Genomic DNA, 15,750 nt, shown 5'->3' with positions numbered 1-15,750 from the left:
CTAACGTTCTTGTAGTCAGCGCAACGTCGCGCAAATAGCCTTCAAATTTTTTCTGTCAAAGAGGATTGCCATGTCGAACATCACCAACGAAGAACGGATAGCCCGCCGCGCCGAAGAACTCATAGCCAACGACCCGCAATTCGCCGCAGCCCAGCCTGACCCCGCCGTCGCCGCAGCGCTCGAACAGCCCGGCAAGCGGCTGCCGCAGGTGCTGCAGACCGTCCTGACCGGCTACGCGGACCGGCCCGCGCTGGGCCAGCGTGCCGTCGAATTCGTCACCAGCCAAGCCACCGGGCGCACCGAACTCGCACTGCTCCCCCACTTCGACACCATCACCTACCGCGAACTCGGCGAACGAATCGACGCGGTCGGCCGCGCCCTGACCGCCGATTCCGTGCAGATCGGCGACCGGGTCTGCGTCCTGGGCTTCACCAGCGTCGACTACACCACCATCGACATGGCGCTGGGCAGCATCGGCGCCGTCTCGGTGCCGCTGCAGACCAGCGCGTCGATCGCCGGGTTGCAGCCGATCGTCGCCGAGACCGAGCCCATCCTGATGGCGGCCAGCGTCAACCAACTCTCCGACGCCGTCGCGTTGATCTCCGCCGGCTTCGCGCCGGCCAAGCTCGTCGTCTTCGACTACCACCCCGAGGTCGACGACCAGCGCGAGGCCGTGGCGAACGCCGCCGATGCGCTCGCCGCCACCAACGTCGTGGTCGAATCCCTGGCCGAACTCATCGAACGGGGCCGGACGCTGCCGGCCAACCCGCTCGCGGAAGTGGCCGAGGACGCGCTGGCGCTGCTCATCTACACCTCGGGCAGCACCGGCGCCCCGAAGGGGGCCATGTACCCGCAGTACAACGTCGCCAAGATGTTCCGCCGGTCGGCCAAGAACTGGTTCGGCCCGACGGCCGCGTCGATCACGCTGAACTTCATGCCGATGAGCCACGTGATGGGCCGCGGCATCCTCTACGGCACCCTCGGCAACGGCGGTACCGCGTACTTCGCCGCCAAGAGCGACCTGTCCACGCTGCTGGAAGACCTGGCCCTGGTGCGGCCCACCGAGATGAACTTCGTGCCGCGCATCTGGGAGACGTTGTACGCCGAATACCTCAGTGAGGTCGACCGCCGCCTGGCCGACGGCTCGGCGGACCGCGCGACCGTCGAAGCCGAGGTGCTGGTCGAACAGCGCGAGCACCTGCTGGGTGGCCGGTTCATCTTCGCGATGACCGGTTCGGCCCCCACCTCCCCCGAACTCAAGACCTGGGTCGAGTCCCTGCTGGAGATGCACCTGCTGGACGGCTACGGCTCCACCGAAGCCGGCATGGTGCTGTTCGACGGCGAGGTGCAGCGTCCCCCGGTCATCGACTACAAGCTGGTCGACGTGCCGGACCTGGGCTACTTCAACACCGACCGGCCCTACCCGCGGGGTGAGCTGCTGCTCAAGACCGAGAACATGTTCCCGGGCTACTACAAGCGCCCGGAGATCACCGCGAACGTGTTCGACGAGGACGGCTACTACCGCACCGGCGACGTCGTCGCCGAGGTCGCGCCGAACCACGTCGTCTACGTCGACCGCCGCAACAACGTGCTCAAGCTGGCGCAGGGCGAGTTCGTCACCGTCGCCAAGTTGGAGGCGGCATTCGGCAACAGCCCGCTGGTCCGGCAGATCTACGTCTACGGCAACAGTGCCCACCCGTATCTGCTGGCGGTGGTGGTGCCGACCGAAGATGCCCTGTCCCGGTACTCGGTCGATGAGTTGAAGCCGCTGATCGCCGACTCGCTGCAGAACGTGGCCCGCGAGGCCAACCTGCAGTCCTACGAGGTGCCGCGCGACTTCATCATCGAAACCACGCCTTTCACCCTGGAGAACGGCCTGCTGACCGGCATCCGCAAACTGGCCTGGCCCAAGCTCAAGGCGCACTACGGCGAGCGGCTGGAACAGCTCTACGCCGACCTGGCCGCCGGCCAGGCCAACGAGCTGAGCGAACTTCGCCGCACCGGCAAGGACGCGCCGGTACTGACCACCGTCACCCGGGCTGCGGTCGCCCTGCTGGGCGCCGCCAGCGCCGAGGTGTCCCCCGACGCGCACTTCACCGACCTCGGCGGGGACTCGTTGTCGGCGTTGACGTTCGGCAACCTGCTGAACGAGATCTTCGACGTCGAGGTGCCGGTCGGCGTGATCGTCAGCCCGGCCAACGACCTGGCCGCCATCGCCGCCTACATCGAGGCCGAGCAGGGCGGATCCAAGCGGCCCACCTTCGCTTCCGTACACGGCAAGGGCGCCACCGAGGTGCATGCCAGCGACCTGACCCTGGACAAGTTCATCGACGCGGCGACCCTGGCCGCGGCACCGAACCTGCCCGGGCCGGCCGCCGAAGTCCGCACCGTGTTGCTGACCGGTGCCACCGGATTCTTGGGCCGCTACCTGGCGCTGGACTGGCTGGAGCGGATGGATCTGGTGGACGGCAAGGTCATCTGCCTGGTGCGGGCCAAGTCCGATGCGGACGCTCGCGCGCGTCTGGACAAGACGTTCGACAGTGGTGACCCCAAGCTGCTCGCCCACTACCAGGAGCTGGCGGCCGATCACCTCGAGGTGATCGCCGGCGACAAGGGCGAGGCCAACCTGGGCCTGGACGCCGCGACCTGGCAGCGGCTGGCCGACACCGTCGACCTGATCGTCGACCCGGCCGCGCTGGTCAACCACGTGCTGCCGTACAGCGAACTGTTCGGGCCGAACGCTCTGGGCACCGCCGAGCTGATCCGGGTCGCGCTGACCGGCAAGCAGAAGCCCTACACCTACGTGTCGACGATCGGGGTCGGGGACCAGATCGCCCCGGGCAAGTTCGTCGAGGACGCCGACGTCCGGGTGATGAGCGCAACCCGCAAGATCGACGACAGCTACGCCAACGGCTATGGCAACAGCAAGTGGGCCGGCGAGGTGCTGCTGCGCGAGGCGCACGACTTGTGCGGGCTACCTGTCGCGGTGTTCCGCTGCGACATGATCCTGGCCGACACCAGCTACGCGGGTCAGCTGAACCTGCCGGACATGTTCACCCGGACCATGCTCAGCGTGGTCGCCTCCGGCATCGCGCCGAAGTCGTTCTACGAGCTGGACGCTGACGGCAACCGGCAGCGTGCCCACTACGACGGGCTGCCGGTAGAGTTCATCGCCGACTCGATCTCGACGCTGGGTGCGCAGGTGCCCGACATCGGGTTCCAGACGTACCACGTGATGAACCCCTACGACGACGGCATCGGCCTGGACGAGTACATCGACTGGCTGGTGGACGCGGGGTATGCGATCGACCGGATCGACGACTACCAGGAGTGGTTGCAGCGGTTCGAGACGTCGCTGCGGGCCCTGCCTGAGCGTCAGCGCCAGTACTCGTTGCTGCCGCTGCTGCACAACTACCAGCGGCCCGACAAGCCGATCAACGGCTCGATGGCCCCGACCGACCGGTTCCGGGCGGCAGTGCAGGAAGCCAAGATCGGCCCCGACAAGGACATTCCGCATGTCACGCCGGCGGTGATCGTCAAGTACATCACCGATCTGCAGCTGCTCGGGTTGCTGTAAGTAGACGCGAAGAAAGCCGGTCGCCTGCGGGCGACCGGCTTTCTTGTGCCGTGCGTGCTACTGATGCGCGACCGGGGTGCGGTGCCGCCGGAACAGCCCGCGCTTCGGCTCGGCCTCGCCGGCCGGCGCGTACTGCTCGCGGGGGGTGGTCAACACGTCGGTCTGCTGCGCGTCGCGGTCGGGCTCGACCAAGCCGCTGTACTGCTGCGACGGCACCGCCTCGACCGGCTGCGCCACCGGCCGGACATCACGCGCCAGCCGGACGGCCAGGCGAGCTACCGCGGCACCGGCCAGGAAGGCGATCAGCACACCCAGACCGGAGAAGTACGCGATCTGCAGCACCGCCCGCTTGCGCTCGGTCGCGGCAACCGGGTCGCCGACCGAGCCGATGCCCAGCAGCGGCGCGAACGCACCGCCCACCACGAACCAGGCGCCGCCCAGAGCGGCCAGCCAGCCGCCGAGCATCCCGCCGGCGCGACTGCGGGAGGCGATCAGCAGCAGTCCACCAACTGCGGTGGCCACGCCAGGCAGCACTTCCAGCCAGCCGCGGGCGGCAGTCCAGGACTGGCCCGGGGTGTAGGCGAAGTCGAAGTTGGGCCCGACGAACGGGATCAGTGCACCCCACAGGCCCAGCAGCACTAAAAGCAATCCGGTCACCGCGCCACGCGAGCGTGGGATACGTCCGCGGACGGGGCGGTCCTCGATGTGTTTCATGGCATCTCCTCGATAGGTACCGAGGTGGGTACCCGCGCCCCGAAGCCTTGAAGCATGCCCACCTATTCGAACAGTCCCGGCTGGCTCACGCCGACCGGTGGCGTCATGCCGAGGTGCGTCCAGGCCAGCGCGGTGGCCACCCGGCCGCGCGGTGTGCGCGCAACCATGCCGGCGCGCACCAGGAATGGTTCGCATACCTCTTCCACGGTGGCGGCCTCCTCCCCACCGCCACCGCCAGCGTCGACACCCCCACCGGCCCGCCCCCGAAGCTGCGGGTGAGTGCCGTCAGCACCGCGCGGTCCAGCCGGTCCAGACCGAGCTCGTCGACGTCGTAGACCGCCAGCGCGAACTTGGCGACGTCGCGGGTGATGACGCCGTCGGCGCGGACCTCGGCGTAGTCGCGGACCCGGCGCAGCAGCCGGTTGGCGATGCGCGGGGTGCCGCGGGAGCGCCGCGCAATCTCGGCGCCGGCTTCGGCACCGAGTTCGATGCCCAGGATTCCGGCCGAACGGGCCAGCACGCGCTCCAATTCGGCGGGCTCGTAGAAGTCCATGTGCGCGGTGAAGCCGAACCGGTCGCGCAGCGGCCCGGTCAGCGCACCGGACCGGGTGGTGGCGCCGACCAGAGTGAACGGCGCGACTTCCAGCGGTATCGAGGTGGCCCCGGGCCCCTTGCCGACCACGACGTCGACGCGGAAGTCCTCCATCGCCAGGTACAGCATCTCCTCGGCGGGCCGGGCGATGCGATGAATCTCGTCGATGAACAGCACGTCGTGTTCGACCAGGTTGGACAGCATCGCGGCCAGGTCGCCGGCGCGTTCCAGGGCGGGCCCGGACGTCACCCGCAGCGACGAGCCGAGCTCGGCGGCGATGATCATCGCCAGCGAGGTCTTGCCCAGCCCCGGCGGACCCGACAGCAGGATGTGGTCGGGGGTGCCGCCGCGGTTCTTGGCGCCCTCGATGACGAGTTGCAGCTGTTCGCGGACCCGGGCCTGACCGATGAACTCGCGCAGCGAACGCGGCCGCAGGCTGCCGTCGATGTCGCCCTCGCCGACCGCCAGGAACGGCGAGACATCGCGCTCGCCGAATTCGTCGAAGCCGTCGCTCATTTCTTCCCCAGCAACGACAGCGCGGCCCGCAGCGCCGTCGAGGTCGTGGCGTCGTGATCGGCGGCCAGCACCTTATCGGTGGCCTCCTCGGCCTGCTTGGCGGCAAAACCGAGACCGACCAGCGCCTCGACCACCGGACCCCGCACCGCGTGGCCGTTGACCGCGGGTGCGGCGCCCGCACCGGCCACCGCACCGATCTTGTCGCGCAGTTCCAGGATCATCCGCTCCGCACCGCGCTTGCCGATGCCGGGCACCCGGGTCAGCGCGGTGACGTCGCCGTCCGCCAGCGCCTGCCGCAGGGCCGGCGCATCGTGCACGGCCAGGGTCGCCATCGCCAGCCGCGGGCCCACCCCGGACACCGACAGCAGCGTGTGGAACAGATCACGGGTCTCGACGTCACCGAACCCGTACAGCGTCATCGAGTCCTCGCGCACGATCATCGCGGTGATCAGCCGAGCCTCGGTGCCGGTACGCAGCGTGGCCAGCGTCGACGGAGTCGCGTTCACCCGATACCCGACGCCGGCCGCCTCGATGACGGCATGATCGAGCGCCACATCGAGAACCTCGCCGCGCACCGAGGCGATCATCGGGCGGCCTTCAGTTTCGCCAGGTACTTGTCGCGCTGCTGGGCGGCCTGCGCTTCGGCGGCGGCCATCCGGGCCAGCATCGGCGCCCGCCAGCAGTGACAGATGGCCAGCGCCAGCGCGTCGGCGGCGTCAGCCGGGGTCGGTTTGGCTTGCAGCGCAAGGATTCTGGTGACCATCGCGGTGACCTGCGCCTTGTCGGCGGCGCCGTTGCCGGTGACCGCGGCTTTGACCTCGCTGGGGGTGTGGAAGTGCACGTCGATGTCACGCTTGGCGGCCGCCAGGGCGATCACCCCGCCGGCCTGCGCGGTACCCATCGCCGTGGAGACGTTCAACTGGGAGAACACCCGCTCGATCGCCAGCACGTCCGGGTGGTGGGTGTCCAGCCATTGGTCCACCGCGTCGCTGATGGCCAGCAGCCGGCGGTGCAGCGGCACATCCGACGGAGTGCGCACCACGTCGACGTCGAGGGCGGTGATCTGCCGGCCACGCCCGCTCTCCACCAGCGACAACCCGCACCGCGTCAACCCGGGATCGACGCCCATCACCCGCACCGCAGCTCCCCATGTCGTTTCCGAACAGCTGTTCGATAGCTTAGCGGCCAGGTCCGACAACTCTGCGCAGGGACACGCACCGATGAGTAGGTTAAGGCCGGTGCCGCTCCATCAGCTTGCCGTCACCCCTGCCGACGTCTCCGGGGCCCGGCTGGCACTGGCGCTCAACGGTCCACCACCACAGCCGCTCGCCACTTCTCGGCTGGCACATCCCGGGGGCAGCACGCTGCTACTGGGGGTGTTGGGCGCCTCGCACGTCGTGACCGTCGAGCACGGCTCGCGACGCTTCTCCGAACAGGTGTCGTGCGCGGTCGACGGCGACCTGCCCGGGCAGTCCGAGGCGCCCGGCTACATCCTCGAATCACTGACCGAGGCGCACTCCGAGGGCACCTTCCGCGCCCTGGCGAAGGAACTGCGCGACCGGTGCGCCCACGAAACCGGTTGGCTCGGTGGGGTATTCCCCGGCGACGATGCCGCGCTGACCGCGCTTACCGCCGAACCCGACGGCCCCGGCTGGCGATGGCAGACCTGGCACCTGTACCCCCGCCGATCCGCCGGCGGCGGGACGGTGGTCCACACCGTCAGCCGGTGGCAACCCTAAGGTCAGCCCTCGTCGAGTGCGGCGAGCACCTCGTCGGACAGATCGACGTTGGTCCACACGTTCTGCACGTCGTCGCTGTCTTCGAGCGCGTCGACGAGTTTGAACACCTTGCGGGCCCCCTCCACGTCGACCGGGACGCTGACCGAGGGCTGGAAGCTGGCCTCGGCGGATTCGTAGTCGATCCCGGCATCCTGCAACGCGGTCCGGACGGCGACCAGATCCGTTGGTTCCGAGATGATTTCAAAGCTGTCACCGAGATCGTTGACGTCCTCGGCGCCGGCGTCCAGGACCGCGGTCAGCACGTCGTCCTCGCTCAGGCCGTTCTTCTCCAGGGTCACCACACCCTTGCGGGTGAACAGGTAGGACACCGAGCCCGGATCTGCCATGTTGCCGCCGTTGCGGGTCACCGCCACCCGGACCTCGCCGGCCGCGCGGTTGCGGTTGTCGGTCAGGCACTCGATCAGCACCGCCACCCCGTTCGGGCCGTAGCCCTCGTACATGATGGTTTGGTAGTCGGCGCCGCCGGCTTCCTCGCCGGCGCCGCGCTTGCGCGCCCGCTCGATGTTGTCGTTGGGTACCGAGGTCTTCTTGGCCTTCTGGATGGCGTCGTAGAGCGTGGGGTTACCGGCTGGGTCACCGCCGCCGGTCCGGGCGGCGACCTCGATATTCTTGATCAGCCGCGCGAATTCCTTGCCGCGGCGCGCGTCTTTGACGGCCTTCTGGTGCTTGGTGGTGGCCCACTTGGAATGGCCGCTCATCGGTCTGACTACCTCTTTCCCTGTGAAAAGTTCGCGTAGCGAGTCTACGTGGCGGTTGCGCCGAGCCTCACCAACGGCATGAACACCTCGTCGACGATCGATTCGAGCTCACGATCGGGAACCGGTTGCAGCGTGGCCATCAACTGATAGCGGAACAGTTCGACGGGCACCCGTGCGACTCGTGCGCTGACCTGGCCCGGCCGGATCTCGCCGCGCGCGACGGCTTGCGCCAGGACTTCCTCGAGGACGGTCTCGCGGCCGCCCTGCACGTAAGCGGAGAGTTCGGCGAGGTTGGTGCCGGCCTCCCGGTAGTAGCCGCCCAGCCGGGTGAACACCAGGGTGGCCAGCCGAGACCGCACCTCGTTGGCCCGGCGCAGCAACGCCAGCATGTCCCCACGCAGGCTGCCGGTGTCGGGTGCGGCCACCACGTCGGATTTCACCTGATGGATCAGGGCGGCCAACAGCAGGTCCTGCTTACCCGGCCAGCGCCGGTAGAGCACCGCCCGGCTGGTGCCGGCGCGGTTGGCCACGGCGTCGATGGTCAGGTCGTCGTAGCCACGTTCGGTCAGCTCGGCCCACGCCGCGTCGAGCAGCGCCTTCTCCAGCACCTCGCCGCGCCGGCGCTGCGGAACTTCGCCCCCCTTAAGAGACATTGCGTTTCCTAATCGATCGAGCTAGCGTGGGTTAGATACGATTTGTATCTTATACGAAGGGGGTCTGCGATGCGGATTCTGATCTCCGGCGCGGGAATGGCCGGCTTGAGCTGTGGCATCACCCTGGCCGAACACGACGTCACCATCGTCGAACGCGCCTACCACCTGCGGGTCAACGGCTCCCCGATCGACATCCGCGGCGAGGCCATCGCCGTGGCCTCCGAGATGGGCGTGCTCGACGGCATCCGGGCCCGACGGGTGGACATGAGCGAGCGCGTGCAGTTCGTGGACCGCAACGGCGACCTGCTCGCCGAACTGCCCGACACCGAGTTCAACGACTGCCCGGACGACACCGAGATCCCGCGCGAGGACCTCGCCCACGTGCTGCGCACCGCCTTGAGCCCGACCACCGAGTTGCGCTTCGGCGAGTCGATCACCGCGCTGCACGACGACGGGGACGGCGTCGACGTGCAGTTCGCCTCCGGTGAGCGGCAGCGCTACGACGTGGTGGTCGGCGCCGACGGAATGCACTCGGCCACCCGCCGGCTCACCTTCGGACCCAAAGAGCGATTCCTGCGACACCTCGGGCTCTACGTGGCACTGGCCGACCTGCCCGGACATATCCGGCAAGAGCGCCATTCAGCGATGTACAACTACCCCGGCCGGATGGCAGGAATAGCCACCTACCGCGATAAAGCGCTGGCGGTCTTCATGTTTCGGGCACCATGGATCGACTACGACTATCACGACCCGGCCGCGCAGCAGCAGATTCTGCGCGACGCCTTCGCCGGCCACGCCGAGTGGAAGATTCCCGAGCTACTCGATGCGGCGTGCCGCGACCCCGAGCTCTATTTCGATTCGGTGAGCCAGATTCACATGCCGTCGTGGCACCGCGGCCGGGTGGTGCTGGTCGGCGACTCCGCGTATTGCGCGTCTCCCCTGTCCGGTCGCGGCACCAGCCTGGCCATGACCGGGGCCTGGCTGCTGGCCGAAGCGCTGCGCGAGCACCGCGACGACGTGGCGGCGGCGTTCCGGCAATACGAGCGCGACCAGCTTCCGCACGTCACCTATGCGCAGGGCACCGCGGGCCCGGGCGGCGACGTCCTGGTCCCGGCCACTCAGGAGGAGATCGACGCGCGCAACCAACGGCTCGTTGCGCTCACTGCATAAGGCACCGACGACGTCCCCGCGGCGCTGTCCAGATACGAAAACTTCATGCGCCCGCATGTCAGCGCCGCGCAAAACGTGCGGCCGGCGGTGCTGCGCCGGGCCAACCCCCGCACCCGGGCGGGTATCCGGATGCTGCATGCCGGTGCGCGTGCCGTCGCGCAGCCCGCCGTGCGGGCCAGCGTCGAGCACCTCGGCCGAAGGTTCGGTGGCGTGGCCGCGGAGAACATCCGGCTACCCGATTACGGGCCCTAGACCCGCCCGCGGACGATGTCGACGAACAGCCGGTGCACCCGACGGTCACCGGTCATCTCGGGGTGAAACGCAGTGGCCAATACCTTGTCCTGCCGCACGGCGACGATGTGGCCGGCCGCTCGGGCCAGCACCCGCACCTCGGGGCCGACCCGTTCCACCCACGGCGCCCGGATGAACACCGCACGCACCGGCGAATCCAGCCCCTCGAACGGGATGTCACCTTCGAAAGAATCGACCTGTCGTCCAAAAGCGTTGCGCCGCACTGTCATATCGATGCCGTTCAGCGGCAGCGCTTCGCGGCCCTTGCTGCCGGCGTCCAGAATCTCGCTGGCCAGCAGGATCATCCCGGCACACGCGCCGTAGGCCGGCAGTCCGTCGGCCAACCGGTTGCGCAACGGCTCGAGCAGGTCGAAGTCGCGCAGCAGGTGACTCATCGCCGTCGATTCGCCACCCGGGATCACCAGACCGTCCACCGCATCGAGTTCGGTGCGCCGGCGCACCGTCGTGGCCTCGGCACCGGCCTCGCGTAGCGCGGCTAGGTGTTCGCGGGAATCGCCCTGCAGCGCGAGTACCCCGATCCTGGGTGCCGTCACCGGGGATTCAACTGGTAGTCACGCGGGAAGCGGGTCAAGCCTTCCTGCATGACGGCCGCGACCATTTCGCCGGACTGGTTGAAGATCTTGCCCTGGCACAGCGCGCGGCCACCGCAGGCCGACGGCGAGGACTGGTCGTAGAGCAACCACTCGTCGGCGCGGAACATGCGCATGAACCACATCGCGTGATCCAGGGACGCCACCTGCAGATGCTCGCGCTCGTCGAGGTGGGTGACCTGGGCCGATCCCAGCAGCGTGAGGTCGCTCATGTAGGCCAGCGCGCAGATGTGCAGCACCGGGTCGTCGGGCAGCGGGTCGCGGTGCCGGAACCACACCTGCTGGGTCGAGGCCTTGCCCGGGCCCGGCTGCAGTTGCTCCCGCGGCACGATGCAGATGTCCCACTCCTCGAACTGCTTGAATCCGGCGTCGTCGAACACCTTCATCGAACTCAGTTCCGGCAGGCCGTCCGGCGGTGGCGCGGACGGCATGGCGTCCTGGTGGTTGATGCCCTCCTGATCGGTCTGGAACGACGCCGACATGGAGAAGATGGTTTGCCCGTGCTGGATGGCGTTGACCCGCCGGGTGCAGAACGAGCCGCCGTCGCGGATGCGTTCGACGATGAACACGGTGGGCGCCTTGGCGTCGCCGGGCCGGATGAAGTAGCCGTGCAGCGAGTGCACCAGGAAGCCGGGCTCGACCGTGCGCACCGCCGACACCAGCGACTGACCGGCCACATGGCCGCCGAACGTGCGCTGGAAATGGCCCGAGTCCGGGCTGAACACACGTCCGCGATAGATGTTGACCTCGAGTTGCTCGAGATCGAGGATCTGTTCGATCGCCACGGAATGTTCTTACCAGCCGCGCTGTGCGAGGCGGTGCGGCTCCGCGATCTCCTCGACGTTGATACCGACCATCGCCTCGCCCAGCCCGCGCGACACCTTGGCCAGCACGTCGGGGTCGTCGTAGAACGTGGTGGCCTTGACGATCGCGGCGGCGCGTTGCGCCGGATCGCCGGACTTGAAGATGCCCGATCCGACGAACACCCCCTCGGCACCGAGCTGCATCATCATCGCCGCATCGGCGGGCGTGGCGATGCCGCCGGCGGTGAACAGTGTCACCGGCAACTTTCCGGCCCGAGCCACCTCGACAACCAGGTCGTAGGGGGCCTGCAATTCCTTTGCCGCAACAAACAATTCGTCCTCCGACAGCGACGTCAGCCGGCGGATCTCGCCGCCGATGGCGCGCATGTGCGTGGTGGCGTTGGACACATCGCCGGTGCCGGCTTCGCCCTTGGAGCGGATCATCGCCGCGCCTTCGGCGATGCGCCGCAACGCCTCGCCCAGGTTGGTGGCCCCGCACACGAACGGCACGGTGAACTTCCACTTGTCGATGTGGTGGGTGTAGTCGGCCGGAGTCAGCACCTCAGACTCGTCGATGTAGTCCACGCCGAGGCTCTGCAGGATCTGCGCCTCGACGAAGTGCCCGATGCGGGCCTTAGCCATCACCGGGATGGTGACCGCCTCGATGATGCCCTCGATCATGTCGGGGTCACTCATCCGCGAGACGCCGCCCTGGGCGCGGATGTCGGCGGGCACCCGCTCCAGCGCCATGACGGCCACCGCGCCCGCTCCTTCGGCGATGCGGGCCTGCTCAGGGGTGACGACGTCCATGATGACGCCGCCCTTGAGCATCTCGGCCATGCCGCGTTTGACGCGGGCGGTTCCGGTCTGGGCCCCGTTCTGCTGGGTGTTCACTACGCTCCTCGGCTCTGGATTCCGGGGTTCAGTCTAGTGGTCACCGGCAAATCGAACTTCCCGCTGTTCTGCTGCACACCTGCCGGACCTGGCATAAGGTCGCTTTGCTGCTCGACGCCTGGACGGTTGCGATGAACTTCACCGTGTTGCCGCCGGAACTCAATTCGACGCGCATCTTCGCCGGCGCGGGCCCGGGTCCGTTGCTGGGCGCGGCCGCTTCCTGGGACGGCCTGGCCGTGGAGTTGGATGCCGCGGCCCGCTCGTTCGCCTCGGTCACCGCGGGATTGGCCGATGGGTCCTGGCAGGGCCCGGCTATGCAGGCGATGACCCGCGCCGCCGCCCCCTATCTGGCCTGGTTGACGACGGCAGCGACGCAGGCCGAGCGAGCGGCTGCGCAGGCACGAACGGCAGCGGATGCGTTCGAGGCGGCGCAAACGAACATCGTGCATCCGGCAGCGGTGGCCACCAACCGCTCTGCCCTGGTGTCGCTGGTGGCGACCAACCTGCTCGGCCAGAACGCACCCGCGATCGCGGCCGCCGAGGCCGCCTACGAGCAGATGTGGGCCGCCGACGTGGCGGTCATGGCCGGCTACCACGCCGCCGCGTCGGAGGTGGTCACCCAGCTCGCCCGGGCCTACGCCGCGACGGGACTGCCCGCACTCACCATCGACTGGCAGCACGGCACGTTCAACCTCGGTAGCGGCAACACCGGCGTCGACAACATCGGCTTCGGCAACACCGGTAACGGCAACATCGGCGTTTCCAACCGCGGCGACTTCAACATCGGGATCGGCAACATCGGTAACGGACTTGTCGGCATCGGGCTGCCCGGCGACGGCAACGTCGGCGTCCGGATCATCGACGAAGGCCAGATGGGTACCGGCACCCCGACGACCACCGCGCTGATCATGGGCGGAACCGGCCTCAGCCCGCTGCCCTGGAAGGGCCTGATCCCGATGGCCGAGAGTTTCATCGGCCCGAACCATCCGACGTATGCGGCCCAGTTCCTGGTGACGCCGTCCAAGCTGTTTCCGCTCACCGGGCCCACCAGCCTGACCCTGGACGCATCGGTGGCCGCGGGCGTGCAATACCTGAATAGCGCGATCATGGACCTGCACGCCGCGGGACAGCACACCATCGTCTACGGGCTGTCGCAGAGTTCCGTGGTGGCCTCGATGGAGATGCGTTACCTGCAGTCGCTGCCCGCCGGCGTGCGTCCGGGCACCGACGAGCTGTCCTTCGTCCTGACCGCCAACCCCGACCGCCCCAACGGTGGCCTGCTGGCGCGACTGCCAGGCTTTTCGATTCCGTTCATCGGCTTCACGTTCAACGGCGCGACGCCGGCCAACGCCTACCCCACCGTCGATTACGCGATCCAGTACGACGGCGCCGCCGACTTCCCGAAGTACCCGCTGAACGTGTTCGCGACGGCCAACGCGCTGCTGGGTTTCGCGCTCATCCACCCTTCGTACAGTCTGACGGCCGCCCAGCTGGCGTCGGGAATAGTGCAGCCGGTGTCGCCGGGCAGCCTGACCACCTACATCCTGATCCCCACCCACGATCTGCCGCTGTTGGCGCCGCTACGCGCCCTGCCGGTGCTGGGGAACCCGCTGGCCGACCTGATCCAGCCCGATCTGCGGGTGCTGGTCGAGCTGGGCTACGACCGCACCGGCTTCCAGGACGTGGCGACGCCGTTCGCGCTGTTCCCGCAGGTCGATCCGGCGGTGGTGCTCTCGCAGCTCGGGCAGGGCGCGGTGCAGGGGTTCAGCGACGCGCTGGGTGATCTCGGGCTGCTGCGTTGAGCGAGAACGGAGACGGGCCGTTCCAGAGGCGGTGGACGTGGTAGTATCGAACACATGTTCGAACGGATCTCGGGGAGTGCCGAGTCGGAGGCGCAGTTGGCGCGGTTTCGCGCCTATATGGACGGTGTGATGGATCACCGTGAGGCGTTGGTCGGCCACACCGAGCAGACGCGGGGCTGGTTGGCGGGGATTTGTGCGGCTACGCGGGTGGAGAATCAGGCGGTGGCCGCGCAGTTGGTGGCCATCGGCGGGTTGTTCGCAGACCGGTTGGCGCGCTCGGCGGAGACCGAGCAGTGGGCCATCGACACCATGGAGGCGGTGGCCGCCGAGGTGGCGGCGGGGTTGCGGATCAGTCAGCGCCGCGCGCAGACCAAGCTGCGCTGGGCGCGCGCGATGCGCGAGCGGGTGCCGAAAGTGGCGGCGTTGTTCTGCGCCGGGGACATCGATTTCTGCGCGTTCGCCACGGTGGTCTCGCGCACGGATCTGATCACCGATGCCGAGGTGCTGGCGCGGGTGGATGGGTTGGTCGCGGCCAACTTGACCCGTTGGCCCTCGCTGACCGCGGGCCGGTTGGCGGGCAAGGTCGATGCGATCGTGGCCGGGCTCGACGCGGATGCGGTGCGCCGCCGCCAGGACCGCGCCGTGCAGCGCGAGGTCTGCTTCAGCGAGGACCACGAGGGCATCACCTACCTCGAGGGTGGGTTGTTCACCCCGGATGCCCGCGCGTTGGACGCGCGGCTGACCGCGTTGGCGGCCACGGTGTGCCCGCACGACCCGCGCACCACCGCCCAGCGCCGCGCCGATGCCCTGGGCGCGCTAGGGGCCGGGGCGGATCGGCTGGGCTGTCGCTGCGGGCGCACCGAGTGCACCGCCGGGCAGCGCACCCCCACCGCGGCGGTGGTCATTCATGTGATCGCCGAGCAGGCCACCCTGGCCGGCGCCGGCACCACCCCGGCCTCGCTGCTCGAAGCCGGCGGGTTGATCACCCCCGAAGTGCTGGCCGAACTCGCTGCGGGTGCCCGGCAGGTGCCGTTGATCCATCCCGGCTACCGGCCCCCCGAGCCCGGTTACCGGCCGTCGGCTGCGCTGGCGGATTTCGTGCGGTGCCGGGACTTGACGTGTCGCTGGCCGGGCTGCGAGGTGCCGGCCAGCCGCTGCGATGTCGATCACACCATCCCGTATGCCCAGGGTGGTCCCACCCACGCCGGCAACCTCAAATGCTATTGCCGCACACATCATTTGGTGAAATCGTTCTGGGGCTGGCGGGAAAAACAACTCGCTGACGGCACCCTGATCCTGACCTCCCCGGCCGGTGAGGTCCACGTCAGCACCCCGGGCAGCGCCCTGCTGTTCCCCAGCCTGTGCGCGGCCGTGGGCGGGATGCCCAGCCCCGAAACCGAAACCCCAGCGGACTACTGCGCCGAACGCAACACCATGATGCCCCGCCGGCGCCGCACCCGCGCCCAACACCACGCCGCACGCGTAGCCGCCGAACGCCGCCACAACCGCCAAACCCGCCACGCAGCCGGCCTCCCCGACCCCACCCCCGCCTACAACCCCGACACCGACTACTGGCACTACGCCGCATGCACCCCACCCAGTCCCGACGACGAACCACCACCCTTCTAGC

At 68.7% G+C, this 15,750-nt stretch carries 14 protein-coding genes and 1 pseudogene; 6 read left to right on the top strand and 9 right to left on the bottom strand.

The window, feature by feature from the left end:
* The first annotated feature begins 70 nt into the window (after positions 1-70).
* Positions 71-3,577 carry a carboxylic acid reductase gene (gene car, locus MKCMC460_RS12250; RefSeq protein WP_238305774.1) on the top strand — a complete coding sequence of 1,169 codons (3,507 nt, stop codon included), beginning with the start codon at positions 71-73 and terminating at the stop codon, positions 3,575-3,577.
* A gap of 57 nt (positions 3,578-3,634) precedes the next feature.
* Here the strand turns inward: car and MKCMC460_RS12245 are convergent, their stop codons facing one another.
* The 4 genes and pseudogenes from MKCMC460_RS12245 to ruvC all read right to left on the bottom strand — a co-directional run bounded on the left by MKCMC460_RS12245 (position 3,635) and on the right by ruvC (position 6,537).
* Complete coding sequence (locus MKCMC460_RS12245) at positions 3,635-4,291, bottom strand: hypothetical protein (protein ID WP_236976181.1); 657 nt, start codon at positions 4,289-4,291, stop codon at positions 3,635-3,637.
* Between the two features lie 62 nt (positions 4,292-4,353).
* A pseudogene (gene ruvB, locus MKCMC460_RS12240) lies at positions 4,354-5,399 on the bottom strand (Holliday junction branch migration DNA helicase RuvB).
* Positions 5,396-5,986: a Holliday junction branch migration protein RuvA gene (ruvA, locus tag MKCMC460_RS12235; protein ID WP_236976182.1), complete on the bottom strand. Its 591-nt coding sequence runs from the start codon at positions 5,984-5,986 to the stop codon at positions 5,396-5,398. Before ruvA ends, ruvB begins: the two are co-directional and overlap by 4 nt.
* A complete protein-coding gene (ruvC, locus tag MKCMC460_RS12230) occupies positions 5,983-6,537 on the bottom strand; it encodes a crossover junction endodeoxyribonuclease RuvC (RefSeq protein WP_236976183.1) in 555 nt (184 codons plus the stop codon). The genes ruvA and ruvC overlap by 4 nt, the downstream gene beginning before the upstream one ends.
* Before the next feature lie 100 nt (positions 6,538-6,637).
* Between ruvC and MKCMC460_RS12225 the strand changes: the two genes are divergently transcribed.
* Positions 6,638-7,138, top strand: a complete 501-nt coding sequence (locus MKCMC460_RS12225) for a DUF2617 family protein (protein WP_236976184.1) — start codon at positions 6,638-6,640, stop codon at positions 7,136-7,138.
* Positions 7,139-7,140: 2 nt separating this feature from the next.
* On the opposite strand, the gene MKCMC460_RS12220 is transcribed toward MKCMC460_RS12225, so the two are convergent.
* Positions 7,141-7,896: a YebC/PmpR family DNA-binding transcriptional regulator gene (locus tag MKCMC460_RS12220; RefSeq protein ID WP_236976185.1), complete on the bottom strand. Its 756-nt coding sequence runs from the start codon at positions 7,894-7,896 to the stop codon at positions 7,141-7,143.
* A 44-nt stretch (positions 7,897-7,940) separates the two neighbouring features.
* On the bottom strand, positions 7,941-8,549 hold the full coding sequence (locus MKCMC460_RS12215) for a TetR/AcrR family transcriptional regulator (RefSeq protein ID WP_236976186.1): 609 nt from the start codon (positions 8,547-8,549) through the stop codon (positions 7,941-7,943).
* Between the two features lie 69 nt (positions 8,550-8,618).
* On the opposite strand from MKCMC460_RS12215, the gene MKCMC460_RS12210 reads away from it, so the two are divergent.
* Positions 8,619-9,719 carry an FAD-dependent monooxygenase gene (locus MKCMC460_RS12210; protein WP_238305772.1) on the top strand — a complete coding sequence of 367 codons (1,101 nt, stop codon included), beginning with the start codon at positions 8,619-8,621 and terminating at the stop codon, positions 9,717-9,719.
* A gap of 45 nt (positions 9,720-9,764) precedes the next feature.
* Entirely contained in the window at positions 9,765-9,971 is a 207-nt protein-coding gene (locus tag MKCMC460_RS12205) for a hypothetical protein (RefSeq protein WP_236976190.1), read from the top strand.
* On the opposite strand, the gene pdxT is transcribed toward MKCMC460_RS12205, so the two are convergent.
* The 3 genes from pdxT to pdxS are packed head-to-tail and all read right to left on the bottom strand — an operon-like array spanning position 9,968 to position 12,318.
* Positions 9,968-10,564, bottom strand: coding sequence for a pyridoxal 5'-phosphate synthase glutaminase subunit PdxT (gene pdxT, locus MKCMC460_RS12200; protein WP_236976192.1), 597 nt, complete (start codon positions 10,562-10,564; stop codon positions 9,968-9,970). The genes MKCMC460_RS12205 and pdxT overlap by 4 nt on opposite strands.
* Positions 10,561-11,406: an acyl-CoA thioesterase II gene (gene tesB / locus MKCMC460_RS12195; protein ID WP_236976194.1), complete on the bottom strand. Its 846-nt coding sequence runs from the start codon at positions 11,404-11,406 to the stop codon at positions 10,561-10,563. Before tesB ends, pdxT begins: the two co-directional genes overlap by 4 nt.
* A 9-nt stretch (positions 11,407-11,415) precedes the next feature.
* Entirely contained in the window at positions 11,416-12,318 is a 903-nt protein-coding gene (gene pdxS, locus MKCMC460_RS12190; RefSeq protein ID WP_255730644.1) for a pyridoxal 5'-phosphate synthase lyase subunit PdxS, read from the bottom strand.
* 131 nt (positions 12,319-12,449) lie between these two features.
* On the opposite strand from pdxS, the gene MKCMC460_RS12185 reads away from it, so the two are divergent.
* The gene (locus tag MKCMC460_RS12185) at positions 12,450-14,120 is read left to right on the top strand and encodes a PE-PPE domain-containing protein (RefSeq protein WP_236984221.1); all 1,671 of its coding nucleotides are present in this window, start codon (positions 12,450-12,452) and stop codon (positions 14,118-14,120) included.
* Between the two features lie 117 nt (positions 14,121-14,237).
* Positions 14,238-15,749 (top strand): HNH endonuclease signature motif containing protein, encoded by a 1,512-nt coding sequence (locus tag MKCMC460_RS12180; RefSeq protein ID WP_370653168.1) that lies wholly within the window; start codon positions 14,238-14,240, stop codon positions 15,747-15,749.
* Position 15,750 lies beyond the last annotated feature (1 nt).

It is taken from the genome of Mycobacterium sp. 20KCMC460, from assembly GCF_022179425.1.
Taxonomy (GTDB): Bacteria; Actinomycetota; Actinomycetes; order Mycobacteriales; family Mycobacteriaceae; genus Mycobacterium; species Mycobacterium kiyosense.
Note: the sequence above shows the minus strand (reverse complement) of the source record. Positions and strands in the feature narration are given on the sequence as shown.

Coding starts and splice junctions, on each gene's coding strand:
- MKCMC460_RS12210 (WP_238305772.1), top strand. CDS start 8,619: ATGCGGATTCTGATCTCCGGCGCGGGAATGGCCGGCTTGAGCTGTGGC.
- ruvA (WP_236976182.1), bottom strand. CDS start 5,986: ATGATCGCCTCGGTGCGCGGCGAGGTTCTCGATGTGGCGCTCGATCAT.
- MKCMC460_RS12215 (WP_236976186.1), bottom strand. CDS start 8,549: ATGTCTCTTAAGGGGGGCGAAGTTCCGCAGCGCCGGCGCGGCGAGGTG.
- car (WP_238305774.1), top strand. CDS start 71: ATGTCGAACATCACCAACGAAGAACGGATAGCCCGCCGCGCCGAAGAA.
- MKCMC460_RS12205 (WP_236976190.1), top strand. CDS start 9,765: ATGCGCCCGCATGTCAGCGCCGCGCAAAACGTGCGGCCGGCGGTGCTG.
- MKCMC460_RS12245 (WP_236976181.1), bottom strand. CDS start 4,291: ATGAAACACATCGAGGACCGCCCCGTCCGCGGACGTATCCCACGCTCG.
- MKCMC460_RS12220 (WP_236976185.1), bottom strand. CDS start 7,896: ATGAGCGGCCATTCCAAGTGGGCCACCACCAAGCACCAGAAGGCCGTC.
- MKCMC460_RS12185 (WP_236984221.1), top strand. CDS start 12,450: ATGAACTTCACCGTGTTGCCGCCGGAACTCAATTCGACGCGCATCTTC.
- MKCMC460_RS12180 (WP_370653168.1), top strand. CDS start 14,238: ATGGACGGTGTGATGGATCACCGTGAGGCGTTGGTCGGCCACACCGAG.